Origin of the sequence: Pseudoalteromonas sp. TB25 (assembly GCF_000497995.1) — a bacterium.
Classification (GTDB): Bacteria; Pseudomonadota; Gammaproteobacteria; order Enterobacterales; family Alteromonadaceae; genus Pseudoalteromonas; species Pseudoalteromonas distincta.
In genome coordinates this window covers 1-25,460 of record NZ_AUTI01000303.1, presented here as the reverse complement: position 1 = coordinate 25,460, position 25,460 = coordinate 1, and the positions used below count along the sequence as shown (strand labels likewise).

23 protein-coding genes and 1 pseudogene are annotated in these 25,460 nt (G+C 38.2%); 20 read left to right on the top strand and 4 right to left on the bottom strand.

What is annotated here, in order from left to right:
- From prfA to L652_RS0111205, 13 genes and pseudogenes are all read left to right on the top strand, one after another.
- Nucleotides 1-145, top strand: a pseudogene (gene prfA / locus L652_RS1000000124945) (peptide chain release factor 1); the annotation flags it as partial.
- A gap of 2 nt (nt 146-147) precedes the next feature.
- Nucleotides 148-987, top strand: a complete 840-nt coding sequence (prmC, locus tag L652_RS0111260; RefSeq protein WP_024595293.1) for a peptide chain release factor N(5)-glutamine methyltransferase — start codon at nt 148-150, stop codon at nt 985-987.
- A 54-nt stretch (nt 988-1,041) separates the two neighbouring features.
- Entirely contained in the window at nt 1,042-2,586 is a 1,545-nt protein-coding gene (locus L652_RS0111255; RefSeq protein WP_024595292.1) for a response regulator, read from the top strand.
- A gap of 29 nt (nt 2,587-2,615) precedes the next feature.
- Nucleotides 2,616-2,990, top strand: a complete 375-nt coding sequence (locus L652_RS0111250; RefSeq protein ID WP_024595291.1) for a SirB2 family protein — start codon at nt 2,616-2,618, stop codon at nt 2,988-2,990.
- Between the two features lie 149 nt (nt 2,991-3,139).
- Nucleotides 3,140-3,967 (top strand): tetratricopeptide repeat protein, encoded by an 828-nt coding sequence (locus tag L652_RS0111245; RefSeq protein ID WP_002958558.1) that lies wholly within the window; start codon nt 3,140-3,142, stop codon nt 3,965-3,967.
- A gap of 14 nt (nt 3,968-3,981) precedes the next feature.
- Nucleotides 3,982-5,235 carry a DUF819 family protein gene (locus L652_RS0111240; protein ID WP_024595290.1) on the top strand — a complete coding sequence of 418 codons (1,254 nt, stop codon included), beginning with the start codon at nt 3,982-3,984 and terminating at the stop codon, nt 5,233-5,235.
- A gap of 9 nt (nt 5,236-5,244) precedes the next feature.
- The gene (gene kdsA / locus L652_RS0111235) at nt 5,245-6,099 is read left to right on the top strand and encodes a 3-deoxy-8-phosphooctulonate synthase (RefSeq protein WP_002958560.1); all 855 of its coding nucleotides are present in this window, start codon (nt 5,245-5,247) and stop codon (nt 6,097-6,099) included.
- A gap of 121 nt (nt 6,100-6,220) precedes the next feature.
- Complete coding sequence (locus L652_RS0111230; protein ID WP_024595289.1) at nt 6,221-7,123, top strand: transcriptional regulator GcvA; 903 nt, start codon at nt 6,221-6,223, stop codon at nt 7,121-7,123.
- A gap of 2 nt (nt 7,124-7,125) precedes the next feature.
- Nucleotides 7,126-7,761: an alpha/beta family hydrolase gene (locus L652_RS0111225; protein WP_024595288.1), complete on the top strand. Its 636-nt coding sequence runs from the start codon at nt 7,126-7,128 to the stop codon at nt 7,759-7,761.
- 19 nt (nt 7,762-7,780) lie between these two features.
- Nucleotides 7,781-8,149: a DUF423 domain-containing protein gene (locus L652_RS0111220; RefSeq protein ID WP_024595287.1), complete on the top strand. Its 369-nt coding sequence runs from the start codon at nt 7,781-7,783 to the stop codon at nt 8,147-8,149.
- 17 nt (nt 8,150-8,166) lie between these two features.
- Nucleotides 8,167-9,252 carry a 23S rRNA (cytidine(2498)-2'-O)-methyltransferase RlmM gene (gene rlmM, locus L652_RS0111215; protein WP_024603455.1) on the top strand — a complete coding sequence of 362 codons (1,086 nt, stop codon included), beginning with the start codon at nt 8,167-8,169 and terminating at the stop codon, nt 9,250-9,252.
- 16 nt (nt 9,253-9,268) lie between these two features.
- Nucleotides 9,269-12,577, top strand: a complete 3,309-nt coding sequence (locus tag L652_RS0111210; protein ID WP_024597463.1) for a lamin tail domain-containing protein — start codon at nt 9,269-9,271, stop codon at nt 12,575-12,577.
- Nucleotide 12,578: 1 nt separating this feature from the next.
- Entirely contained in the window at nt 12,579-13,100 is a 522-nt protein-coding gene (locus tag L652_RS0111205) for a hypothetical protein (protein WP_024597464.1), read from the top strand.
- 72 nt (nt 13,101-13,172) lie between these two features.
- Here the strand turns inward: L652_RS0111205 and cysZ are convergent, their stop codons facing one another.
- Complete coding sequence (cysZ, locus tag L652_RS0111200; protein ID WP_024597465.1) at nt 13,173-13,901, bottom strand: sulfate transporter CysZ; 729 nt, start codon at nt 13,899-13,901, stop codon at nt 13,173-13,175.
- A gap of 292 nt (nt 13,902-14,193) precedes the next feature.
- Between cysZ and L652_RS0111195 the strand changes: the two genes are divergently transcribed.
- The 6 genes from L652_RS0111195 (at nt 14,194) to speB (ending at nt 22,000) form a co-directional block, all read left to right on the top strand.
- Nucleotides 14,194-16,446 carry an EAL domain-containing protein gene (locus L652_RS0111195; RefSeq protein WP_024597466.1) on the top strand — a complete coding sequence of 751 codons (2,253 nt, stop codon included), beginning with the start codon at nt 14,194-14,196 and terminating at the stop codon, nt 16,444-16,446.
- 207 nt (nt 16,447-16,653) lie between these two features.
- On the top strand, nt 16,654-17,115 hold the full coding sequence (locus tag L652_RS0111185; RefSeq protein WP_024597467.1) for a GNAT family N-acetyltransferase: 462 nt from the start codon (nt 16,654-16,656) through the stop codon (nt 17,113-17,115).
- 232 nt (nt 17,116-17,347) lie between these two features.
- Nucleotides 17,348-18,217 (top strand): MYG1 family protein, encoded by an 870-nt coding sequence (locus L652_RS0111180; RefSeq protein ID WP_024597468.1) that lies wholly within the window; start codon nt 17,348-17,350, stop codon nt 18,215-18,217.
- Between the two features lie 62 nt (nt 18,218-18,279).
- Complete coding sequence (locus L652_RS0111175; protein WP_024597469.1) at nt 18,280-18,612, top strand: YnfA family protein; 333 nt, start codon at nt 18,280-18,282, stop codon at nt 18,610-18,612.
- A gap of 547 nt (nt 18,613-19,159) precedes the next feature.
- Nucleotides 19,160-21,073, top strand: a complete 1,914-nt coding sequence (speA, locus tag L652_RS0111170; RefSeq protein ID WP_002958572.1) for a biosynthetic arginine decarboxylase — start codon at nt 19,160-19,162, stop codon at nt 21,071-21,073.
- Nucleotides 21,074-21,076: 3 nt separating this feature from the next.
- A complete protein-coding gene (gene speB, locus L652_RS0111165) occupies nt 21,077-22,000 on the top strand; it encodes an agmatinase (protein WP_024597470.1) in 924 nt (307 codons plus the stop codon).
- A gap of 54 nt (nt 22,001-22,054) precedes the next feature.
- On the opposite strand, the gene L652_RS0111160 is transcribed toward speB, so the two are convergent.
- The 3 genes from L652_RS0111160 to L652_RS0111150 are packed head-to-tail and all read right to left on the bottom strand — an operon-like array spanning nt 22,055 to nt 24,581.
- Nucleotides 22,055-22,453 (bottom strand): DoxX-like family protein, encoded by a 399-nt coding sequence (locus L652_RS0111160; protein WP_024597471.1) that lies wholly within the window; start codon nt 22,451-22,453, stop codon nt 22,055-22,057.
- Nucleotides 22,440-23,462 (bottom strand): M48 family metallopeptidase, encoded by a 1,023-nt coding sequence (locus L652_RS0111155; RefSeq protein WP_024597472.1) that lies wholly within the window; start codon nt 23,460-23,462, stop codon nt 22,440-22,442. The genes L652_RS0111160 and L652_RS0111155 overlap by 14 nt, the downstream gene beginning before the upstream one ends.
- 9 nt (nt 23,463-23,471) lie before the next feature.
- Nucleotides 23,472-24,581, bottom strand: a complete 1,110-nt coding sequence (locus L652_RS0111150; RefSeq protein ID WP_024597473.1) for a YjgN family protein — start codon at nt 24,579-24,581, stop codon at nt 23,472-23,474.
- 391 nt (nt 24,582-24,972) lie between these two features.
- On the opposite strand from L652_RS0111150, the gene L652_RS0111145 reads away from it, so the two are divergent.
- Nucleotides 24,973-25,176 (top strand): DUF1656 domain-containing protein, encoded by a 204-nt coding sequence (locus tag L652_RS0111145; protein ID WP_024597474.1) that lies wholly within the window; start codon nt 24,973-24,975, stop codon nt 25,174-25,176.
- Nucleotides 25,177-25,460 lie beyond the last annotated feature (284 nt).

The following is a 25,460-nucleotide window of genomic DNA, read 5'->3' as shown; positions in this document are numbered from 1 at the left end:
CCCGCAAGGTCGTATTACCGATCACCGTATTAACTTAACACTTTATCGTTTAAACGAAGTGGTAGCCGGTGATTTAAGTGCGATTATTGACCCATTAATGCAAGAGTATCAAGCTGACTTACTTGCGGCCATGGGCGACGAGTAATTGTGGCTCACACTCTTGAACAAGCAATTGCTGCAGGTGCTGACTTATTAGCACTTAGCAGCGAAAGTGCTAAATTAGATGCACAAGTTTTACTTCTTCATATACTTCAAGAACCTCGCAGTTACCTTTTTACTTGGCCAGAACATGCGCTTAGTGATGAGCAACAATCGCAGTTTAATGTATTTATCCAAAGACGTTTAAAAGGTGAACCAGTAGCCCATATAACTGGGCTGCGTGAATTTTGGAGCTTATCGCTTGAAGTTAACGCAACGACCCTAATACCTCGACCAGATACTGAAACATTAGTCGAGCAAGCACTTGAAATAGCGCTACCCGCTACAGCAAAGGTGCTTGATTTAGGCACAGGTACTGGTGCAATAGCGTTGGCACTGGGTAGTGAAATGCCTAGTTGGCAAATTACTGCAGTAGATAGAGTAAGCGATGCAGTTGCACTTGCTACACGTAACCAGCAGCGATTAGCGATTAATAATGTACATGTTAAACAGAGTAACTGGTTTAGTGAGTTGCATGGCGAAAAATTCAATTTAATTGTCACTAACCCTCCTTATATAGAAAGTAGCGATATACATTTAAATCAGGGTGATGTGCGCTTTGAGCCTCTATCGGCATTAGTGGCTGATGATTGCGGAATGTCTGATATTAAACAAATAATTACACAATCACGTGACTATTTGTCATCTAATGGCTATCTTTTAATAGAACACGGTTTTGAGCAAGGTGAAGCTGTACGTCATTTCTTTGAAAAAATGGCGTTTGTTAATATTAAAACAGTGAAAGACCTTGGTAACAATGACCGTGTAACACTTGCACTGTGGCCCTAGAGAATAATAATTGCCTACTAGTGCGTTAAATAATGCCATGAAGGAATTTCGACTATGATGGGTGATTTTTTATTTTCAGATGAACCAGAAGAAACAATCGATGAGATTGAACACGGTACCTGGAAAGTATTAATCGTTGATGATGAACCTGAAGTACATGCTGTTACAAAACTAGCACTGAGTGATTTTGAATTTCAAAATAAACGCTTAGAGTTTATTAGTGCCTACTCAGGTGCTGAAGCGAAAGAGCTCATAAAAGAGCATCCAGATGCCGCTATTGTGCTACTTGACGTGGTAATGGAAACCGACGACGCTGGTTTGCAGGTTGCTAAGTTTATTCGTGAAGAAGCTAAAAATAATCATATACGGATTATTTTAAGAACAGGCCAACCTGGCCAGGCACCTGAACGTCAAGTCATTATTAATTATGATATTAACGATTACAAATCGAAAACGGAGCTAACGGCTCAAAAATTATTTACTGTTATTATGTCGAGCCTACGCTCGTATCGGGATATTATTTCGATTGAGCAGTCACGCGAAGGGCTTGAGAAAATAATTATAGCGTCTCGTGATATTTTTTCTGCGCATTCAATAGAGCACTTTATTGAAGGCGTTATGCAGCAATTAACATCTTTATTGGGTATTGCTGATCAAGCTATGTATGCCACCACTTTAGTTGCACAAAACCCAGAACATGAAAAAAATAAAAAACTAATAGTTTGCTCTGGCACTGGCGATTTTGAAAAAAGTGAAGGTAAAGAGCTTGATGAGGTATTACAAGCTGAGCAGTTAAGTGCGTGTCATCAGGCGCTTAATGATAAAAGTATCATTTATAAAGATAATTACTTATTTGCGTACTGCAGTAGTGAGTACAATCATAATTCAATGCTGTTCATATCAGGTGTCCCAAAGGATTTAACGGATACTCAGCGTCATTTAATCAAAATATTTTCTCAAAATGTGCAACTTGCCTTTGAAAATGTGCAGCTTCAGTCTGAAATAGAAGCGACACAACAAGAGCTTGTTTATAGGTTAAGTGAAGCAGTAGAGCAGCGCTCAACCGAGACAGGTAATCATGTTAAACGTGTAGCACATATTTGTCATATTTTAGCTGAGGGCTATGGTTTATCTAAACATGATGCAGATTTAGTAAGGTTGGCGTCTCCTCTTCATGATGTAGGTAAAGTGGGTATTCCTGATGCGATTTTAAACAAACCAGCAAAGTTAGAACCTCAAGAATGGGAAGTGATGAAAACCCATACTGATAAAGGCTATACTATTTTAAAAGACTCTCCCCATGAAATTGTGAGTACAGGTGCAATTATTGCAAAAGAGCATCATGAAAAATGGGATGGGTCTGGTTACCCACAAGGTCTAAGCGGAAACGCAATTAATGTATTTGGTCGCATAGTCGCACTTGCTGATGTATACGATGCACTTCGCCATAAACGGTGTTATAAAGAGCCTTGGACATTACAAAATGTGGTTGATGAAATTAATGCTGAAAAAGGCACACATTTTGAACCAAAAATGGTTGAAGTATTTAACGAAAAGCTTGATGAGTTAGAGGCGGTTCTTAGCCGTTTTCCTGATTAGATTTTTATAAAACAGAAGTACAGGGGCATATGGATTATTTAGCAGTAAAGCACTCGCACATGGCAATTGCGATGTTAAGTGTAATATTATTTTATGTTCGCGCTTTTTCGCGAATGGGCAGTGGTAAATTAGCAAAAAATAAAGTGGTAATGATTGGTAGTCACAGTATAGATACTTTGTTATTAGTGTCTGCACTTACGCTTATATTTATGGCTAAAATTAATCCGTTTGAACAATATTGGCTATTAGAAAAAATAGTTTTAGTGGTTATATACATTGGTATTGGGGCTAAAAGCGCCCGACAAACTAAAATGGCGGCTAAAGTTGCTTACGTTTTAGTTAACACTGCTGTTATTTTAGCGATAGGTTATTTAGCGACGTCTAAATCAGTTTTTTTGCTTTAAGTAATATCTGACTATTTGAGCTTTATAGGTGTTTTGTAAAGCTCAAATACAACTCCCTCTCAGAAAATATTCAAATACACCTCTATATTGGTATATAGCTTTAAAGTTAGGTAAACTACGCCTTCGTTTTCTAAAATGTTGCAGTATTAATGACTACCCTCGGGTTTGACGAACACGATGAATCTTATCTTGATGATGCTTACGATGAATTTACACCTCCAGCGATTTACCGCTGTATTAAAGCAGAGTCAAAGTGGGACCCTCAGATAGATTTAACACCATGTTATGAAACTTTAACTGACTTTGAACAGCAAATTTCAGCGCTGTGTTTAAAAGTGAGTGATGAGCACGATCGCCTCGAAAAATTATTAGATATGTTTTACAGTGATTGGCTATTTAGTGCATCAGGTTTAAAAGTGCCTGAATATAAATTAAATACATTAAGCTATACGCTTTCTATGCGCAGTGGTTCACCTACAACACTGGCAATTATACTTTGTCATTTTTTACAACAAGCTAACTGTGACGCGAACCTTAGTCTTACCCAAGGTGATGTTGGCGTACATGTGGCGATTAGTGATGAAGAAGGCTACATAATAGAGCCAAGCAGTGGACAACAAAGTTGGTATATTATCCCTGAAAACGCAGATGAAGATGATGGTCAAGAGCAAGAGCCACTAGAACTGATTTTTGATGACGAAGTATATAAGTTATTTTTAGCTCAGCAAAAATGGTCTTTCATTAGCGAAAATAAATTTGGTCATGCTTTAACCTGTGTAGAGATGCTAATGGAGTTAATAGGCGACGATCCGTATGAGAGACGCGACAGAGGTTACTTATTAAATCAGCTCGGTTGCCCTAAAATGGCACGTGATGATTTACAGTTTTTTGTAGATGAGTGTCCGGACGATCCTGCAATAGAGATTATTCAACACCAAATAGAAGAACTAGAAGATAATAATAAAACGCACCATTAAGAATAGGAATAATTATGGTTGAAACTCAAAGCGCATTAATTACAAATGATGCCGTTGTGCTTGGTTTGCTTGCTATTATTTTGGGGTTTATTTTTAAAACCTCAAACAGTGAGCGTCCAGCTTTAAAACGATTTTATAAATACGTACCTGCTTTATTACTGTGTTACTTTTTACCTTCGTTATTAAATACCTTTGGTATTGTAGATGGTAATAAATCTAATGTTTATTATGTGGCTTCGCGCTACTTACTACCTGCCTGTTTAATACTACTTACCATTAGTATTGATTTAAAAGCGATTATTAACTTAGGTCCTAAAGCACTTATTATGTTTTTAGTGGGTACTTTAGGCATTGTTATTGGTGGGCCATTAGCTATTTTAGTAGTGAGCGCATTTGACCCAAGTATTGTTGGTGGGCATGGCCCAGATGCCGTATGGCGCGGTATGACAACTGTTGCAGGTAGCTGGATTGGCGGCGGTGCTAACCAAGCATCAATGAAAGAAATGTTTGAAGTTGGTGGTGATATATTCTCAGTAATGATTACAGTCGATGTAATTGTCGCTAATATTTGGATGGCTGTTTTATTGTTAATGGCAGCAAATCATAAAAAGATTGATGCAGCGACGGGTGCTGATACAAGCGCAATTGAAGATTTGAAAAAGCGTGTGGAAGAATATCACGCAGAACATGCACGCATTCCAACTCTTAATGATTACATGACGCTGATTGCAATTGCATTTGGTATAACTGGCTTAGCACACTTTTGCGCTGACTTTTTGGGGCCGTACTTTGGCACTACTTATGAATGGGCAAAAGAATACAGCTTAAACAGTAAATTCTTTTGGCTAATTGTTATATCAACAACGATTGGTATAGGCTTATCGTTTACTAAAGTGAGGCAAATAGAAGCGTTTGGCGCTTCAAAAGTAGCTTCTAGCTTTTTATATATTTTGGTTGCATCGATTGGTTTACACATGAATGTAACCGCTATTTTCAATAACCCTGGGCTATTTTTAGTGGGTGCAATTTGGATGTTAGTGCATGCAAGTATCATGTTAATTGTGGCTAAACTGATTAAAGCACCGTTATTTTATATGGCTGTGGGTTCTCAGGCTAATGTGGGCGGCGCAGCGTCAGCACCTGTTGTCGCATCAGCGTTTCATCCGTCACTAGCGCCTGTTGGTGTCTTGTTAGCTGTACTAGGCTACGGTGTGGGTACTTATATGGCTTATATTTGTGGATTAATGATGCAAGCAGTTGCACCTTAAGGAATTTAAATGAAAGACCAAATTATTAAAATTAATGAAATTGAACTTGCAAACAATAAACCGTTTGTACTGTTTGGTGGTATTAACGTATTAGAATCTCGCGATTTAGCAATGCGTGTTGCAGAGCATTACGTAGAAGTTACGACGAAACTAAATATTCCTTATGTATTTAAGGCCTCATTTGATAAAGCTAATCGCTCTTCAATCAATTCGTACCGTGGTCCAGGTATGGAAGAAGGTTTAAAAATATTCGAAGAAATTAAAAACACGTTTAAAATTCCACTAATTACTGACGTACATGAACCGCATCAAGCAGCACCTGTTGCAGAAGTTGTTGATGTAATTCAGTTACCTGCTTTTTTAGCGCGTCAAACAGATTTAGTTGTGGCGATGGCTAAAACAGGTGCAATTATTAATGTGAAAAAACCACAGTTTTTAGCGCCACATGAAATGCGTCATATCATTACTAAATTTAATGAAGCTGGTAATAACAACGTAGCTCTTTGTGAGCGTGGTTCTAGCTTTGGTTACAACAACCTTGTGGTTGATATGCTGGGTATGGATGACATGAAGGCAATGGCACCTGTTATTTTTGATGCAACACATGCGCTACAACGCCCTGGTGGACGAGCTGACTCTGCTGATGGTCGTCGTGCACAAGCTGCAGAGCTTGCGCGCAGCGGTATGGCATTGGGTATTGCTGGTTTATTTATCGAAGCGCATCCAAATCCTAACGAAGCTAAATGTGATGGCCCATGTGCGCTAGCACTTAGTAAGTTAGAAGGCTACTTAACGCAAATGAAAGCAGTTGATGATTTAATTAAAAGTTTTGCCCCACTTGATACAAGTGCAAGCGATTTATAATTAAGCATGATGTTTATTAAAAAGCGACTCAGGTCGCTTTTTTTATGCCTTTAATATACACAAACTTATATGATGTATATAATCTCACGCATAAGAAAAACTAATTCTAAGCTTGGTTATTATGTCAAGACGGGTACCTCCATTAAACGCATTAAAAGCCTTTGAAGCGGCTGCACGCCATTTAAGTTTTACAAAAGCTGCTGAAGAGCTCTATGTAACGCAGGCGGCAGTAAGTCATCAAATAAAAACACTTGAAGAGCATTTAGGTTTGAAGTTGTTTTTACGTAAAAACCGCTCTTTATTATTAACTGAAGAAGGCCAAGGCTATTTTTTAGATATTAAAGAGATTTTTACTCAGCTTATTGATGCAACTGAAAAGCTATTAGCTCGTGGCGCTAAGGGCTCACTAACGGTAAGCCTAACCCCTAGTTTTGCTATTCAGTGGTTAGTGCCTCGTTTGAGTTTGTTTAATGAGTTACATCCAGAGATAGATGTGCGAATAAAAGCACAAGACCAAGATGAAAACTCACTCACTGATGACGTAGATATTGCTATTTATTATGGAAGGGGTCATTGGAATGGCGTACAAGCGTACAAGCTTCATACCGAATATTTAGTACCACTTTGTAGTCCTATGTTATTAAGCGGGGTAAAGCCGCTTGATCAACCTAGTGATTTAGCGCATCACACACTATTACACGACACGACACGTAAAAACTGGAAAACGTGGATGAAAACCGCAGGCGTGCGTAACATCCAGGTAAATCAAGGGCCTATATTTAGCCACTCCTCTATGGTGTTACAAGCAGCGGTACATGGACAAGGTGTGGCAATTGGCAATAGTGTATTAGCTAAACCCGACATAGACGCAGGGCGTTTGGTAATTCCGTTTAATCATAGCCTAGAGAGTAAAAATGCGTATTACTTAGTGCTTCGTGAGTCGCAAACAGAGCTTGGTAAAATAGTTTCGTTTAAAGAGTGGATGCTGAGCTTAGTAGAGCATGAGCAAGAACATGAGTATTAATAATGATTGAATGGTTTAAAAGCACGGAGCAACCTGCAATAGCACAGTTTATATTTGCACATGGCGCAGGTGCTGGTAGCGATTCTGACTTTATGCAGCACATGGCAAAATTAATAAGCGAGCAGGGTGTTGATGTTGGTTTATTTGATTTTGAATATATGCAAATCGCTAAACAAACTAATAAACGCAGGCCTCCTGAGCGAGCACCAAAGTTACTTATTTATTATGAACGAGTGCTAACGAATGCGCAGCCAGATTTACCGTTGTTTATAGGGGGTAAATCGATGGGCGGTCGCATGGCATCAATGCTTGCATGTAGTACAGAGCAAAGCCTTTCAGGTGTTATAGCATTTGGTTATCCATTTCATCCGCCGGGTAAGCCAGAAAAATTACGCACCGATCATTTTGCTGATATTGTTTGCCCTTTTTTAGTATTACAGGGCGAGCGAGATACATTTGGCACACGTGAAGAACTTCTTACTATGAAAATGCCAAAGCAGCCTTTGTTTACTTGGCTGAGTGATGGCGATCATTCATTAAAACCACGTAAAAAAAGTGGCGTAACTGAGCTGCAAAATAGAGCAACAGCAGCGTTAAGTGCCGTTGAATTTATTAAGCAACAAATTGAGATACGTTAAGACTTGAGCAGGGGGTTAGATGATTAAATTATTTTTAATGACCGGTAGTATTTTTTGTATGCTTTCGGTGATGTTAGGTGCATTTGCTGCCCATGGTTTAAAAAGCCGCTTATCGGAGTATTCATTAGGCGTTTTTAAAACGGCTGCTGAGTATCAAATGGTACATGGACTTGCACTTATTGCGGTGGCTATTTTAATTAAATGGGGCATAAACCTGAGTTGGGCTGGTGGCTTTTTTATAATGGGCACACTACTTTTCAGTGGTAGTTTATATTTACTCGCTCTAACAGGAATGAAGTGGCTTGGGCCTATAACACCGCTTGGTGGGTTGTGCTTTATTATTGGTTGGATTGTTATTTTAGTGCAAGTTGCACGATTTAAGTTTTAAAGAGTTTAAGGGTTAATATGTCTAGTGTTGTGATTTTTTGTCGTAGTGGTTTTGAAAACGATGCCGCTGCTGAAATAACGTTTCATGCTGCAGAGCAAGGTTTTGCAGGGTATGTAAAAGCAAAACCAAATACAGGTTATGTTGTTTACGAATGTTTTGAAGCGCATCACAGCGACGAAATAATCAAAAAAGTTGATTTTAAAAACATGGTGTTTGCACGTCAATGGTTTGCCGGCACATTACTTGAAAACATGCCACTAGAGGACCGTGTGAGCGCAGTAGTTGAAGCTGCTAAAGATTTTACATTATGCTCAGAACTGCGCGTTGAAACGCCAGACACAAACGAAGGCAAAGAGCTTTTAACGTTCTGTAAAAAAATCTCAACACCGCTTAAAAAAGCCCTCGAAAAACAAAATACTGTACTACGTGAGCCAAAAGCAAATCGCCCAGTAATGCATGTCATGTTTTTAACAAACAATACGGCTTATGTTGGTTACTCGTATAGCTTTAATAATTCTCCATTTTTCATGGGTATTTTGCGCCTTCGTATGCCAAGCGATGCACCGAGTCGCTCAACGTTAAAACTCGATGAAGCATTTAACGTATTTATACCTGAGCAACAACGCGAGTCACGCGTAGCTGCCGGTATGCGCAGTGTTGATTTAGGTGCATGCCCAGGTGGTTGGACTTATCAGCTTGTACGCCGTGGTATGTTTGTAAGTGCGATTGATAACGGCCCAATGAATGACGATTTAATGCAAACTGGGCAAGTTAAACATTTTAGAGCCGACGGTTTTAAATATCGCCCAGAAAAAAGAAATATTACTTGGTTAGTGTGCGATATGGTGGAAAAACCGACCAAAGTGACTACGCTAATGATTGACTGGGCAGTAAATGCATACGCAAAAGAGTTTATATTTAACTTAAAGCTGCCTATGAAAAAACGCTTTGATAGTGTTTATGAATGTCTTTCGATGATCAGAAAAGAGCTTGAGAAACAAGGTATCAATTACGAGTTGCAAGCTAAACATCTATATCATGATCGTGAGGAAATAACCGTTCATTTAAACGTTACTAAGGTGCCACAAAATTTGTATAGTTAATATGTAGAGGCTAAAAGTGGTAAAAAACAATATTAATAAATGGCTAAGTTTACTTTTTTTATCACTTTTAATCACAGGTTGTGGCGGGGGAGGCGAAAGTAGTGATACAACTACGCCCTCTGGTAACGCTGCGCCCAGTGTTACGCTTTCAGTTAGCAGTAACGTTATTACTTCTAATCAATCATTTACTATTACAGCGCTTGCAAGTGATAGCGACGGACAAATTGCCAGCTATCAATGGCAACAACTTAGCGGGCCCGAGTTTACGTTTACCTCTAACGGTAACACGCTTACAGCCACTGCACCTAGTGTAACAACCGATACGACCTTTAGCTTTTCGGTTACAGTTACTGACAACTCAGGTGCTACTGCACAACAAGTTTTTTCAGGCACTATCACCTCTCAAAATAATGCTCCTACAGTTAATATAACAGGCCCAAGTAGTGCACTTGCCAGCACACAAGTTAGTTTAGTTGCTAACGCTCAAGATACAGATGGCACTATAAGTAATATTAATTGGATTCAGTCTGCTGGGGACAATGTTGAGTTTTCACAAACTGATGGAGTCCTTAGTTTTACCGCCCCTAATGTATCTGAAAATACAACACTAGGTTTTAGCGTAACCGTAACTGACAATGCAGGTAAAAGCGCTCAAGCGAGTAAAACGGTTTTAATTAATCAAGTAAATAGCGCGCCAACAGTCATTGTTACAGGCCCTGAAGAAGCTGAAAAAGGTGACAGTGTAACCTTAGTTGCAGATGCACAAGACAGCGATGGTAGTATTAATAGCATAACTTGGCAGCAAATAAGTGGTCCTGTAGTTGAACTTACTCAAACACAAACAAGCATTAGCTTTAATGCGCCCACTGTTTCACAAAATACCAATGTTACATTTGTGGTTACTGTAACCGATGACGATAACGCTACAAATAGCGCTCAAAAAACAGTTGTAGTATTAGCACCAAACAATCCACCAACTGCAGATGATGTAAGTATTAGCGTGCAATATAATCAAGCCACAGAATTTAGTTTAGTAGTTAACGATGCCGATAACGATACCGTTCAGATTGATTTTGGTGATGATTTAAATGGTGCACAAATTAGTGTTATTGATGCACAAGCCTTACTTTTTAGCTACACGCCTCCTGCAAACAGTATCACTTCACAAAGCTATACGTTAACTGCGTCTGATTCAAAAGACACAACCGAATTTACCCTGAATATTACTGTGGTTGATTCAACGCCCGCTACAATTAGTAACGTAACACCCCAAAGTAATAATGACCCAGTTCTTGTAGATAGCCCTGTTAGTATTACATTTTCAGATATTATGCTAACGAGCACTTTAGCAGTTAATTCTAGTAGTGGTGCTTGTACAGGAAGTGTACAAGTGTCAGCAGATGATTTTACTACTTGCTTGGCCTTAAATATTGAAAGTTTGTCGGGTACTACTAGTGACACAAGTACTTATTTTCATAATGTAAATGTAAGCGCAAGCTTTAATGAAGATACCCAATATATTGTCCGTGTTACAGCTGATTTAACTAATTTTGATGATACGGCCATTGAAACGCAAACAGCTACTTCTTTTACTACCTCTAGCCAAGATATAAAAATAACGGAAGTTTCTTCTGTGCAATTTAGTAACGACTTACCTTGGATTGAAATTTATAACGGCACAGGGGCTGCTGTAAACTTACAGAGTTATTCGCTTAAATCCCGCAGTATTAATATGATTAATAGCTCGACTAGTGCGCAGACAACTTTTTCACTGCCCAATAAAGAGCTTGAAAATGGTGAGTACCTTATTTTACAAAGTAAGTTTGGAGATGATTTTTTAGTAAATGCGTCAGTTAACAACCCTAAAATAGCGCTTGTAGGTAATGCTAGTGATGAAATTAGACCTTATTGGTACATAAACGGTTTTGTAGAATTACTTAATAGTGCAGGTACACAAACAATCGACTTTGTAAAATTTGGTAACTCAGTACAAGAACCAGTAACGCCATCACAATGGCAAGGTAGTAACGCAGAGCAAATCATTTCCGAGCAAGGAGGCAGCTTAAAGCGCGATCTTAATGCGAAAGACACTAATCAAAGTACTGATTGGAGTTATTCTGTGTTTAACACACCCGCTGGGCCAAACAATATAAATTGCACAATAGATGATGATGAGGATGGTATTCCTGATTGCGCTGAGCAACAGGGTACAACATTCGCGGGTTTACCACTTTATGAGTGGGGGGCGCGTACCGCACAAAAAGATATATTTATTGAAGTTGATTATATGGACAGCAGTGATGTAGGTATTACTCCACATCGAACAGCACTTGAAAAAGTAGCCACTGTTTTTGCAGAAAAAGGCTATACAGTCCACTTTGACGTAGGTGATTTGTTTGATCAAAATACAAATACAGCACCGCAAAACTTTGATTTAGGTGGCGGAAATCTTGTCCCTTTTAATAGCTATACCCCGTTTGAATACGATTTAAGTAGCCCTAATTTATTTGCTTATAAAATGGAATATAGCGATATAACTCGCAGGCCCATTTTCCATTATTTATTAATGGCAAGTAGTGGTAACGAAGACGGTAGTATTAGTGGTTCGGGTATTGCTGAGATAAGCGGTAATGATTTAATGGTAACTATGGGGGGCTGGGGTTTAACGCTTGATACGCAAGTAGCAACCAATGTAACTTATAATTATCAAGCATCAACAATATTTCATGAGTTAGGTCATAACTTAGGTTTATACCATGGCGGTGATGAAGAAGTTAATTTTAAGCCTAATCATTTAAGCTCTATGAATTATTTATATCAATTAGCGGGTTTATCAACAATAGGTAATAACGAAGGCGACCGCTACTATGAGCGTTTTTACCCAGGCAATGCTAGTTGCGATATTGCACCAAATACAAATAGTCATTTAGGCTCTACGGATGATTTTATTATTGATTATTCAAATGGTAGTTCAGCAGATTTAAATGAAAGCACCATACTTGAAGTACAGGGGTTAAATAGAAATAGCTCACTACCTGTTGATTTTAATTGTAATGCAATTAACACCGAAAGCTTAACCAGCTTTGATACTAACCAAGATAATACAATATCAATACTGAGTGATGTAGATGAGTGGAGCATGCTTAATTTACAGTTTTATATGCAAAGTGCAGGTAATCGATTTGGCGTGCCAAATACAAATAACAGTAAGGTGCATAATTTACAAAGCTCGCCTGCTAATATTGAAACGCTGCCCAGTTATATAAAAGAAGCACAGCCAAGTAGTGCAATTATTGCTGAGTTAAAAGCAATTAAAGAGCAATAGTATGAAGCCAATGCTAAGCACTAAGTCTATTATCTTGAGTAGTTTTTTTAGCTTACTAATAGCGTGTAGCGATACTAACAATGCACGTGAGTGGTTACTAAAAAATGATAATTTGTATTATAAAAATACAGCTGTTGACTGGCGAATTGAATCAGTAAAGGGCTGTAATACATGCGTTATAAGCCAAGATGTTGTTTATCAGCCTGAAGGTATTAGTCGTTATAATACGTTAATGCAGAGCCAGAATTGGGTCGCGGTACATGAACTAAGTAAAATCAATGTCATTCGTTTAAAGATGCCAGACCAAACACCTTATTTATACGTAGAGCGTGTAAAAGGTCAAATACTAAAGCTGTTTGATCAGCAGCAAAACTACAGTATAAAAATTGGTGAAGTTACAGCCGTTAATATTAATAATCAGCGCTTTAGTATTTTGATTAAAAAATTTGAAGAAGTAGATAAACAAAGCGATGCACTACCAAGGCGTGCATCGCTTGAGTTTATTGCTTTAAAAATAGATTAAAAAGCACCTTAGGTGCTTTTTAATCTAGAATGCGGTGTCCTTCGGATATTGAAAAAGTTAGCAACCTTTTAATTAACTGCGATATTTTGGACGATAGTTATCTACCCATAAACGTGTTGCACCGCACACTGCGACTGGCATAACTATTAAGTTTATAAAAGGGATAGCAGTTAACAACATAACAGCAAAACCAAATCCGTATGACAAACCTTGCTTAGATTTTAAATCGTCTTTCATTTGCTTAAAGTCAATTTTATGATTATCAAACGCATAGTCTTCGTATTGAACTGCGTACATCCAACAAGTAAATAACACCCATAGTATTTGACCAATGACCGGTAAAACCCATAACAATATAAAAAAGCCAATTGCGCGAGGAAGGTAGTAGCATAGTTTTGTCCACTCACGGGCAAGCATGCGAGGTATATCCTTAACTAGTTCGGCAAAGCCGTCATCGTTAATTTTTTGACCTGTTAGGTAAAGCTCAACTTTTTCACTCAAGAGCGCATTGAAAGGGGCTGCAATAAAATTAGTGATAACTGTAAAGAGCATACTATAGCTAAACAAAACAACTAATACAGCAATAGGCCACATTAGCCACTCTAACCAGCTTAACCACTCGGGGAGCATGTTGTTTATGTAGCTAAAACTATCACTTAACCAGCCAACTAAAAAAAACAGCGAGCTACCAAACAGCAAAATATTAATTAATAGCGGAATAAGGACAAAACGCTTTAGCCCTTTTTGGCTAATTAATTTAAACCCCGAAAGAAAGTATTCCATACCTTGTGTGATCTGCACTGTAACCTCAAAAAATATTTACCATTACTTATAGTATAAATAGCTTAAAAATTTTGAACAGTACTTTTAAGTAACAAAGTGTTAGCTTTAATATTGTGGTTTTGTTTATATAGTAACAATAGGTGTTCAGTAATATGCAACTATGATTATTTAAGACAGGCCCGATTATTTTTTGCCAATAAAATAAAAAACTTACTAATCATGACTATACTGAACTTTACTGCGTAAGAAAAAAGCGCTTGATTAAAGCTTTTGTTGTTTCAATGTGTATAAATAATACGGGTAAAGGAAAATGGGTACGGATAGGTTAAAAAAGTTATTATCTCACCAGCAAGGCATTTTATCTAAAATTGCATTAGGGGTACCTTTAAGTGAGGTGCTTACTGAAATTTGTTCATCAATCGAGCAGATTATTGATGATGAATCCGCTAGGTGTTCAATTTTATCAGTTAAAGGCCAGCAGCTTTTTCATTGCGCAGCTCCTAATATTCATCCAGAGTACTGTAGTTTGCTTAATGGAGTCTATATAGGGCCAAAAGTGGGCTCATGTGGTACTACTGCATTTTCGAAATCGCGCACTATTGTTGAAAATATCGAAACTTCACCGCTGTGGGAGGACTTTAAAGACTTAGCACTAAAGTTTGGTCTTAAGTCATGTTGGTCAACGCCTATTTTCTCAACTCAAGCCGATTTATTAGGCACCTTTGCTATCTATCACAGCACTCCTAAATCACCATCAAAGCAAGATTTAGAGTTAATCGATTTTTTTGTGCACTTTTCTAGTATCGCTCTTGAAAAAAGTAACGAATTTAACAAAGCAAAACAGCTTCTCGCGAATTTACAGCAAAGTAATGAAAAGTTTAAAGCCTTCACTAAGGTAATGCCCGATCTCATCCTTATTTTAAGTGAAGAGGGAATTTATACCGATGTGTATGGTACTTCTAATGAGTTACTGCTTGATTCAAGCAAGGACCTTATTGGTCAAAGTGTTAAGGACCTGCTTTCTCAAGACGATGCACAAATGATAATGGACGTTATTAAAAAAACACTCTCGACCAACGAGACGCAAATTTTTGAATATGAATTAGCTGTACCAAAGGGGAATATAGTTTTTGAAGGCAGGGCTGCTGCATTAGATCATTACCACCCCAATAGTCCTACAAAAAGGCACGTAGTATGGATGGCCAGAGATATTTCAATAAAGAAAAAGGCCGAACAAGAAGTACATAAGCTTGCCTTTTATGACCCATTAACGAATCTTCCAAATAGAAGAATGCTTAGCGACAAATTAAGCATGTGTGTGGAGAGTGTTAAGCGTGATAAAAATATAGGGGCGTTATTATTTTTAGACCTAGATAATTTTAAGCGTATTAATGATTCACTTGGGCACAGTGCGGGTGATGAAGTACTTGTGGAATTATCAAAAAGGTTAAGCGCAATAATAAAAGGATCTGATACGTTGGCCAGAGCGGGTGGCGATGAGTTTATTATTTTACTAAAACACGTTGGAGAAAATACACAGCAGGCGAGCATCGAGTGCAAAATAGTAGCCAAAGAGATCCAAAGAGCTTTTCATGATAAATTTGAAGTGGGCAACCTTGCATTTCAAGTAAGCTGCAGCATAGGTATTTGTCTAATTGATAGCGTAAATGCGCAGGCAGGCAATATATTAAAATTTGCAGACACGGCTATGTATCGTTCTAAAAATAAAGGGGGGAATAGCAGTAGCTTTTACGATCCAGCCTTACAAACACTGCTTGAAAAACAAACTGAACTAGAAACAGATATAGTCAGAGCGATTGCATCTGATGAGTTTTGTGCTTATTTTCAGCCTCAGGTAAATACGTATGGTGATGTTATTGGTGCTGAAGCACTCATTAGGTGGAACCATCCTCAAAAAGGGTTAATAGCGGCAAACGAATTTATACCAATTGCAGAGCAATACGGGCTTATTCAAAAACTACAAAATATTGTTTTACATGATATATGTATTTTAATAAACGAACTTAAAGCAGATAACATAATTGACGACTCGTTTAGTGTTTCAATTAATATTAGTCAAAGCCAGTTTAATTCATCAAATTTAAAAGGAGAGCTGTTTAGCACTATCAATAAATTTGATATTCGGGCACAGCAAATTAAGTTAGAAATAACTGAGTCAATGCTCTCAAGCGATATAGATTATACAATTAGGCAAATGAAAGAACTCATTGCCGCTGGCTTTTTATTTTCGATTGATGATTTTGGAACCGGTTACTCCTGCTTAGCGTACTTAAGTGCGTTTCCTGTTAAAGAATTAAAAATAGATAAAAGCTTTATTGATAAAATTTTAGATAGCACGGTTGGCTTTAATATTGCGCAAACAATTATCAGTTTAGGAAAAAGCTTAAACTTAGAGGTAGTTGCAGAGGGCGTAGAAACAACAGAACAATATGACTTACTTAAAAAAATGAATATTGACGCCATGCAAGGCTACTTAATTGCAAGGCCGATGGATAAAGAAGGCTATGCAAAATGGCATAGCGCTAATACTAATGCGCAATAATACTTGAACACTACTATTTATTAATTAGTAATAATTTAGCAAAATTTACACACTTGCTAGGCCACTTTTGCTCTTTTAGCTGGTGAAATGTCATAACCCATATGCTAAATAAGGAGTAAAGATTTTTTAATTAAACAATGCTAAGCTATGACCGCTTAAATATATTATTTAAAGCTTAATAAACTTATAACAATGAATGGAAGCTTTATGCAGTTAGTCGATTTGAACCCGAATGATCCCGACGTGGTAAATGTATTTGATGATATAGACCGACTTATAAATTCTTTATATCCTGTGGCTACCGCACAGTCTCTGGAGTTAAACGAATTAACCTTACCTAATGTGTACGCTATTGGTTTAAAAACTGAAGAAGGTATTATTGCCTGCGGTGCGATTGTAGAGAAATTTGATACCCAGCCTTACGGCGAAATAAGACGTTTATATGTAAAACCAAGTCATCGTGGTAAAGGGCTATCAAGACGTATTATGCAGATTTTATTGCATCAAGCTGGCGAAAAACAAATCCCGTTAATACGCTTAGAAACAGGCCCAAAACAAATGAAATCAATCAATTTATATGAAAATTTAGGCTTTAAACGCTGTAGCAGTTTTGGCTCATATGTAGATAATCCACAAAGTGTTTTTATGGAATTAGGGCTTAGTAAATAAGTTCATTAACGCTGCGACATGTTAAAGCTTAATGTGTCGTAAATATCTGCCTTCATTATTATCTTGTAATAAAAGTCATACTCAAACTAGTAACTATAAAAGCAGCTTTTATAGTGATGCAAAAATACTTCACTGTTTTTAACACCTGTCTTCGTATAAAATCTGCCTCGATAATTAGTGACTAACTTACAAAGCGAGAATTTTTATCTTTTCTAAAAGTAGCAATAAACAAATGAGCGAAATAACAGTAGTAACCCACAATGGTAATTTTCATGCAGATGACGTTTTTAGTATTGCGGTACTTAAACATGTTTTGCCAACGTTTAAATTGGTACGCACACGCGATAAAGCGCTTATAGAAAGTGCCGACTACGTAATAGATGTAGGTGGGGAATACGACCCTGAAACTAATCGCTTTGATCATCATCAACGTGGTGGTGCAGGCGAGCGAGAAAATGGCATTCCTTTTTCATCATTTGGTTTAGTGTGGAAAAAATACGGCTTAGCACTGTGTGATGATAACCAGGCCGTTGCTGATAGAGTGGATTCAGGCTTAGTTTCAACTATTGACGCCATTGATTGTGGTCATGTTGAAGGTGTATCGAAAGGGATAAGCTTGAGCCAAACAATTTCAATGTTTAACCCTACATGGGAAGAAGAAAGTAACTTTGATACCTGCTTTGATGAAGCCGTTGAATTTGCAGCACGTATGCTCATTCGTTTTATCGCCTCAGCTCACGGTAGTGTTAATGCAAAAGAGATTGTCGCCAAAGCAATTGAAAATGCAGAAGATGCTAGAGTAATCGTGCTTGAAAAGTACACACCGTGGAAAAAAACAGTGCATATTTTATCAAGTGAGGCGCTATACATGGTTTACCCATCGCATTCTGGGCAATGGATATTACAAACAGTACCCGTTGAGCCTGGCTCGTTTGAAGATAGAAAACCGCTTCCTAAAGCGTGGTCTGGTTTATCTGATCAAGCGTTTGTAGATGAAACAGGTATTGCCGATGCCGTGTTCTGTCACAACGGTTTATTTATAGCGGGCACTAAGTCGTTTGAAAGTACAATGAAACTTGCCACTATGGCGCTTAGCGAATAACAACGCACTAAGCATAACAATTTATATAGATTGTTATGCTTGTTATTTTTGCGCGGAGCATTATGTTTGAATTAAAAACAATCGCACTTTTTATTATTACAGCCTTAGCTGAAATAGTGGGGTGCTATTTGCCCTACCTTTGGCTAAAACAAGATAAAAGCATTTTACTTTTAATTCCTGCAGCGTTAAGTTTGGTACTATTTGCATGGTTGCTATCTTTACAACCTACTGCAGCAGGGCGGGTATATGCAGCTTATGGCGGCGTATATATTTGTGTTGCGCTATTATGGTTATGGGTTGTAGATGGCGTAAAGCTTACTATGTGGGATATTATTGGTGGTTTAGTTGCACTGCTAGGTATGGCTATAATTATGTTCGCCCCAAAAAGTGCATAGCTAGCTTATACTCAATTAATCGAATTCGCTTATACACTACTGCAATTTCCTACTTTCAATACCACAGGCAATACCTAACGCTACATATGCGCCAAGTCATGATTGAAGCTGGTGGATGTATGCTAAACGTTTTTGACGTGCAGTTTTTATTCACTTTGCAGAATACATAGGTATTACTTGGTCACAACACGCAGCCTCAACTGTGAGTAATTGAGGTGTTGAGAACGTCTTGCTCTAATCCATCAAAAGTAAATTTTATAAACAAAGTAACTCAAGATGAATTTTATTGAATGAGCTAATTCATTTTTGCTAATAAAATTTATAATGAGTCATTTAAAAACAGCCATTTTTTATAACTTTTCTTATCTTTAAAAATCATCAAAGTCCTGTTTTATATATGCTAGCGGGCAATAGTTGTTTGGTTATTTTTTTAACATCAAAAATCACTCGTTACGAGTAAAAATACTTGTTGGACTTGAATCTCTATTTTTCTTTTAATGCGCGGCACTAGCCGAGTCGGCATTAATTAAATAAAAGAGAAAGATAAATGAAAGAGACAACATCACTAGAACAAGCTCGTACGAGCTACAATGTTCGTCATTGGAGCCAAGGTTTTTTTGGTATTAATGATCAAGGTGATGTGTATGTTGCGCCCAAGGCTCATGCCCCAGAGCAAACCATTGCACTAACAGATATCGCAAAGCAACTACAAGATAAAGGTTTAAGCTTACCTGCCTTAGTTCGTTTTCCGCAAATTTTACACCATCGTGTACACAGCTTATGCGGCGCATTTAATACTGCGATTGAAAACTATGGTTACCCTAAAGACTACCTATTAGTTTACCCAATAAAAGTAAACCAACAACGTGAAGTGGTTGAAGAAATAGTAGCAAGCCAAGCACAAGTAGAAAAAAAGCAACTTGGTTTAGAAGCCGGCAGCAAGCCTGAATTACTAACGGTACTAGCACTGGCTGAAAAAACCAGCGCTGTTATTGTATGTAATGGCTACAAAGATAAAGAATACGTACGTTTAGCACTTATTGGCGAAAAGCTAGGTCATAAAGTGTATATCGTACTTGAAAAGCTTTCTGAGCTAGACATGGTCCTTAGCCAAGCAAAAGAGCTTAACGTAAAACCACGCATTGGTATTCGTGTACGTTTAGCGTCGCAAGGTAAAGGTAAGTGGCAAGCGAGTGGCGGCGAAAAATCAAAATTTGGTTTATCTGCATCGCAAGTTTTACATGTAGTTAATCGTTTAAAAGGCGCAAACCAGCTTGATTTATTGCAGCTTGTGCATTTTCACTTAGGGTCACAAATGGCGAACATTCGTGACGTACGTTTAGGTGTAAGCGAAGCTGCGCGTTTTTACTGTGAGCTACGTAAACTAGGCGCAGAAATTGATTGCCTTGATGTAGGTGGCGGTTTAGCTGTTGATTATGACGGCACGCGTAGCCAGTCGCATAACTCTATGAATTACAGCTTAGCTGAATATGCGAATAACATTGTGTACACCATTGGTGATACATGTAAGCAATATGAGCAACCAATGCCGACTATTATTTCTGAGTCGGGTCGTGCGCTTACGGCGCATCATGCTGTGCTTATTTCTAATGTTATTGGTACTGAAAGTTACACGCCAGAAGAGTTAGTAGCGCCAGCGGCAGATGCCCCCCTGTTATTAAAAAACATGTGGGCATCGTTTGTACAGTTAACTGATTTAACGGATGACCGTGCATTAATTGAGATTTATCACGACAGCCAAGGTGATTTAGCTGAAGCGCATAACCAATTTGCACTCGGGTTATTAGACTTATCGCAACGTGCATGGGCTGAGCAAATTAATATTCGTATTTGTTATGAACTCAACAAGCACATGGATAATAAAAACCGTTTTCATCGTCCGATTATTGACGAGTTAAACGTACGTTTAGCCGATAAGTTTTTTGTAAACTTCTCGTTATTTCAATCCCTTCCAGATGCATGGGGCATTGATCAAGTGTTTCCGGTATTGCCATTAAGTGGCTTGACTGAAGCGCCAAAAAAACGTGCCGTATTACTTGATATAACCTGTGATTCAGATGGCGCACTTGAGCATTATGTAGATGGACAAGGTATTGAAAGCACATTACCAGTGCCAGAATTTAGTGCCGATAAACCTTATTTAATGGGCTTTTTCTTGGTGGGTGCTTATCAAGAAATTTTAGGTGACATGCATAACTTGTTTGGCGATACGCACAGCGCAATTGTCAATATGGATGAGCAAGGCGTTGCAAGTATTACCGAGATAAACCAAGGTGACACTGTGGCCGATATGATGCGCTACGTACATTTAGATGTTGAAAGTTTTCAGCAATCATACGAGCAGTTAGTAAGCACTAAAATTGAAAAACACGAACAGCAAAGCGTTTTAGACGAGTTGCAAAGCGGCCTTGATGGCTACACTTATTTAGAAGAGTTATAAGCAATGTCGACTTTGTTTGGTCACGCAGATCACTCATTGTACTCAAATGGGATGACGTTTTTACGTCGTCCTATGGTGCAAAACATTAATGCAATTGATGCAGACGTAGTGGTTTTAGGCTTACCGTTTGATTTAGCGACCTCGGGCCGCCCTGGTGCGCGCTTAGGCCCTGATGCAATTCGTCGTGCATCGGTTCATTTAGCATGGGAAGACACTAAATACCCGTGGACGTTCCCGTTGTTTGAGCGCTTAAAAGTGGCAGACGCAGGGGACTTTACTTACCCTGTCGGGGATCCTGAGTATTTTACTGCGCAACTAGAAATGGCTGCGGATCAAATACTTCGCCAAGGTAAAACACTATTAGGTTTAGGGGGCGATCACTTTGTAACGCTTCCGCTATTACGTGCTCATGCAAAAATACATGGCAAAATGGCGTTAGTGCATTTTGATGCGCACACCGATACTTATAGCAATGGCTCGCGATTTGATCACGGCACTATGTTTTATCATGCACCAATGGAAGGGCTGATTGATGTTGAGCACAGTATACAAATAGGTATTCGTACCGACTTTGATCAAAGTAAACATGAGTTTGCTGTGATTGATGCAATGCAAGCCAACGATTTACATGCTAATGATATTGCAGCGCAAATACTTGAGCGAGTAGGTGACCTACCTGTTTACTTAACGTTTGATATAGATTGTTTAGACCCTGCGTTTGCGCCTGGTACAGGCACTCCTGTGTGTGGTGGTTTAACGTCAGATAAAGTACTTAAAGTACTGCGTGCGCTAAAAGGCATAAACATGGTGGGTATGGATGTGGTAGAAGTATCACCTTCGTACGACCAAAGTGAGCTTACCGCAATTGCTGCAGCAACCATTGCGAGCGAATTACTGCATTTGTGGACGCATAAAAATAAGTACTAATTTTATAAATTTTGTACTACAAAAAAGGGTATGCATTTGCATACCCTTTTTTATTTAGAGGTATCGATTATTCAACTGCTCAATTTCTTTTAACCAAATAACGCTTAGCCCAATAAGCGGCAGGTTAGTAGTTACAGGGTTAAATGCTTCAATAAGCAATTGTGGCTGCATTACAACTACAGCAAGTAAAAGCCCCATAAGCGCCAATATATTTAAAGCTACCAAATGCTTATGTTTATAAAACACAAATAAACACAAGCCAAATATAATTTCGCCGACTCCCGCTGAACGTGTAATTAAGTCAGACACTTCGGCTGAAAAACCCGCACTACCAGTCATTAATTTTTCAAGCGGTGCAATATGATAAAGCTTTGGAAAAAAGCCGTGGTATATCCAACTTAAACTCACTATGATGCGAGCAAGTTGAATATAACCGCGATTATTTTCTAGCATTGTCAATACGCTCTTGTGCACTTGGGTGGCTAGATAAGTACTCTAATAAGTCATTTACTTTTTCTAGGTGTCCGTTTTCGCTGGTATGGCTTTCTTGCAGCGCTTCTATTGCATCAGCAAAATCATTACTCGAATACCCAAGTGACTCTAATTGAGTGAGTGCAAAGCTATCTGCCTCGCGTTCCATATCTCGTGAAAACCCTTGCTGAGCAAACGATGCACCAGTACCTAACGCAACCTCTGCAACTCCTTCTAAATCACCAAATACAACCGCTAACACAATTGTACTTGCGGCAGATTGTGCTGTAATACGTACGCTATGCTGGTGGACTACATGGCCCATTTCGTGTAGCAATACCGCTTTTAGTGCATTGGGTTTATCGGCAAGTAAATTTGCTAAATCATCTGTGACCACGATACGGCCATGGGGTAGTGCAAACGCATTAGCACCAAAGCTGTCGGATTTATAAAACGATAATCTATACACCGATTGATCAAGCGATAAAGCATTAAGCATACTTGTAAAATGCGCTTGTACTTTAGTTTGCTGCTCTGCGGGCAGCTCACTTGGGTCAAGCGCAATCTTTTTAATTAGTGTAAAACTTTGCTCCCCCATTTGTTCTACAACATTACGTGGCAGGGTATCAACACTGTAAACAGCAATGGCGGGTACTGCTTTATAAAGTACTAACCACATAAAAAGCGGTGTAAATATTACTGCGGCTAAAATTGCCCATTTACTTTTTTCAAGGCGTTCCATTACGTGGTCGTTATTTTCTTTAAATGGCCATCTGTAACTTACATCTTGAGGAATAAAACGACTGCCATCTTCAAAGTTTAGTTCGTCGGCAAGTCCTGCCATCCCCGAACTTAATTTTAGACTTGAGATTGCGTGGCGAGCTATAACGTGTTCATCGTTGATAACCTCAATGTGTGTGTCGCTAATAGTGGCAACACACACTTGATAGTTACTCGATACGATGGGGAAAAAATGTCCCTTTACATGCATGGTGAGCTCTTAAGTTATAGAAAGGTCAATATCAAATACGTTTGCAGCTTCTTCAGCAAATGATGATTGCTGTTCTTGCGCGGTATCGATTAGGTTTAATGCGCCAGGGTAAATAGTAACGTTAGTTACATCAGCGAGCATTTTTGATGTACGTACTTTTGTCCATGGGTATGCAAGGCCTAAAGAAAATACAATAGCCAACATATTAGTGAGTAGTAAAACTGCGAAAGGAATGGGTTTTAGCTCTGATTTAAATGTAGCAACGCCTTCAAAATGGCTGTTATCAAAAATGTGATTTCTAATAGCGGCGTGCCATACAGCAGAAACAATGGCAATCATTAGCACATAGGCAATCATCATAAAGATAGGAAGCATAACCATCGCTGCAGAGTTTTCTAAATTTTGTTGGTTTTCAATATCTACTAAGTTGAGGCCAAATAATCCTAAAATCCCCATAAATACCACCATGGTGATAGAGCTCACTACAAAGCAAATAAGCGCTGTTAGGTAATAGGTTTCGCCTTTAAGATTTACAGTAAGTGGTTTATCGCCATAACTAATATTGCTATGGATATAGCTATCAATACGTTTTATAACGTAAGGCATTAATAAATAAAGCGTAAATATGCTGGCAATAGGTAAAAGTATAAAGTTAACAAAGGCTTCGCCATAGCTGCCTTTAAAAGCAAAGCGAACATTACGATGGCGGGTCATGCGCAGATTAAAACGTAAACCTTGGTTAATAATCCATGGCATTAAAAAGATAAAACCAAGAGCAATAAATAGGCCTAAAATAGGCATAAAGCTAATTGAGAATGTGTAAATAAAAAATACAACAACCGCTAAAATCCGACCTTTTAAAATTTGTATTGGTGTTGCCAGGTAGTCAAAACTATGGCCATCTATACGGGTGTGGCCGTAAAAATAGCGATGCGTACGTACTTTAGCCCACGCCGAATATATGCCAAGCGTAATAACGCTAAGTAATATATTTACAATCCAAATTCCAAAAAACTCACCACCTTTACCACTAAATTGCACTTTTCCGCTAAAAATTGGTTCAGCAGGTTCATTTATTGGTGGGGTTGTTTCAGATGGGGTAGGGTGTATTGATTCCATTAAATTATATCCATGTTGTTTTTTGTTAATTTACCCATTTTTAGTGCAAAATTCAATGTTTATAATTATCCAACCCTTCTGCAAACAGCTATAAATAGGCGTTTTAAATATTGAGTTAAATACTCTAATACTTTTTTATAAATAAACCTCGCTGGTTTATTTATTTGGCTGGTAACTGGGGTCTTTAGCTTATTAATATGCGATTTAGCTACTATACATACTTAGTGCTGCTTAAATGTAATGGCATTAATTATGTATTAAGCACACCTACGTACAATTAAGCTAATTGATTTATATGCCAAAATAATAGATTGTAAGAGTAGTGCGGATGTAAATTTATTTAGGTTTTACAGCTTTTATCATCGCTTTAAATAACATTAGGATATTTATTATGTTCCAAGCAGTCGTGTTAGGGGGATTAGAGTTTAGCCCGCTGATTGTTTACTTCCCAATAGCATTTATTTTAACGGCGTTGACTCGTTTTGCTTTGCATCGACTAGATTGGCATGACCGTATTTGGAAAGTGGCTTGGTTTGAGGTGTCACTATTTGTTTGTTACTTGGCACTCGCCGTCTATTTATACCAATTTGCTTAATTAATTGAGCTATTTTGAGGTAAGAAAACCGTGTCGATAACAAGGCAAAAATTTCGTTATTTAGTTGTTCTATATCAGAAATTTTTAACACAGTTAGCGTCAGGTTTAAGCCCTCAAATTACTCAAGTATTATTGCGGGTTGGTATTACTAAGTGGAAGATAAATTGAATGATTAAATATCTGCGTATTACTTTTACTATCTTGGTTGTTATAGCTGCGGTTTTTGCTGGGCGTTGGGTATGGACTGACTACATGCATACTCCTTGGACGCGTGATGGGCGTAT

Excerpts from the sequence above, each read along its gene's own strand:
- L652_RS0111255 (WP_024595292.1), top strand. The coding sequence starts at position 1,042 with ATGATGGGTGATTTTTTATTTTCAGATGAACCAGAAGAAACAATCGAT.
- L652_RS0111250 (WP_024595291.1), top strand. The coding sequence starts at position 2,616 with ATGGATTATTTAGCAGTAAAGCACTCGCACATGGCAATTGCGATGTTA.
- L652_RS0111245 (WP_002958558.1), top strand. The coding sequence starts at position 3,140 with ATGACTACCCTCGGGTTTGACGAACACGATGAATCTTATCTTGATGAT.
- L652_RS0111240 (WP_024595290.1), top strand. The coding sequence starts at position 3,982 with ATGGTTGAAACTCAAAGCGCATTAATTACAAATGATGCCGTTGTGCTT.
- kdsA (WP_002958560.1), top strand. The coding sequence starts at position 5,245 with ATGAAAGACCAAATTATTAAAATTAATGAAATTGAACTTGCAAACAAT.
- L652_RS0111230 (WP_024595289.1), top strand. The coding sequence starts at position 6,221 with ATGTCAAGACGGGTACCTCCATTAAACGCATTAAAAGCCTTTGAAGCG.
- L652_RS0111225 (WP_024595288.1), top strand. The coding sequence starts at position 7,126 with ATGATTGAATGGTTTAAAAGCACGGAGCAACCTGCAATAGCACAGTTT.
- L652_RS0111220 (WP_024595287.1), top strand. The coding sequence starts at position 7,781 with ATGATTAAATTATTTTTAATGACCGGTAGTATTTTTTGTATGCTTTCG.
- rlmM (WP_024603455.1), top strand. The coding sequence starts at position 8,167 with ATGTCTAGTGTTGTGATTTTTTGTCGTAGTGGTTTTGAAAACGATGCC.
- L652_RS0111205 (WP_024597464.1), top strand. The coding sequence starts at position 12,579 with ATGAAGCCAATGCTAAGCACTAAGTCTATTATCTTGAGTAGTTTTTTT.
- L652_RS0111195 (WP_024597466.1), top strand. The coding sequence starts at position 14,194 with ATGGGTACGGATAGGTTAAAAAAGTTATTATCTCACCAGCAAGGCATT.
- L652_RS0111185 (WP_024597467.1), top strand. The coding sequence starts at position 16,654 with ATGCAGTTAGTCGATTTGAACCCGAATGATCCCGACGTGGTAAATGTA.
- L652_RS0111180 (WP_024597468.1), top strand. The coding sequence starts at position 17,348 with ATGAGCGAAATAACAGTAGTAACCCACAATGGTAATTTTCATGCAGAT.
- L652_RS0111175 (WP_024597469.1), top strand. The coding sequence starts at position 18,280 with ATGTTTGAATTAAAAACAATCGCACTTTTTATTATTACAGCCTTAGCT.
- speA (WP_002958572.1), top strand. The coding sequence starts at position 19,160 with ATGAAAGAGACAACATCACTAGAACAAGCTCGTACGAGCTACAATGTT.
- speB (WP_024597470.1), top strand. The coding sequence starts at position 21,077 with ATGTCGACTTTGTTTGGTCACGCAGATCACTCATTGTACTCAAATGGG.
- L652_RS0111160 (WP_024597471.1), bottom strand. The coding sequence starts at position 22,453 with ATGCTAGAAAATAATCGCGGTTATATTCAACTTGCTCGCATCATAGTG.
- L652_RS0111155 (WP_024597472.1), bottom strand. The coding sequence starts at position 23,462 with ATGCATGTAAAGGGACATTTTTTCCCCATCGTATCGAGTAACTATCAA.
- L652_RS0111150 (WP_024597473.1), bottom strand. The coding sequence starts at position 24,581 with ATGGAATCAATACACCCTACCCCATCTGAAACAACCCCACCAATAAAT.
- L652_RS0111145 (WP_024597474.1), top strand. The coding sequence starts at position 24,973 with ATGTTCCAAGCAGTCGTGTTAGGGGGATTAGAGTTTAGCCCGCTGATT.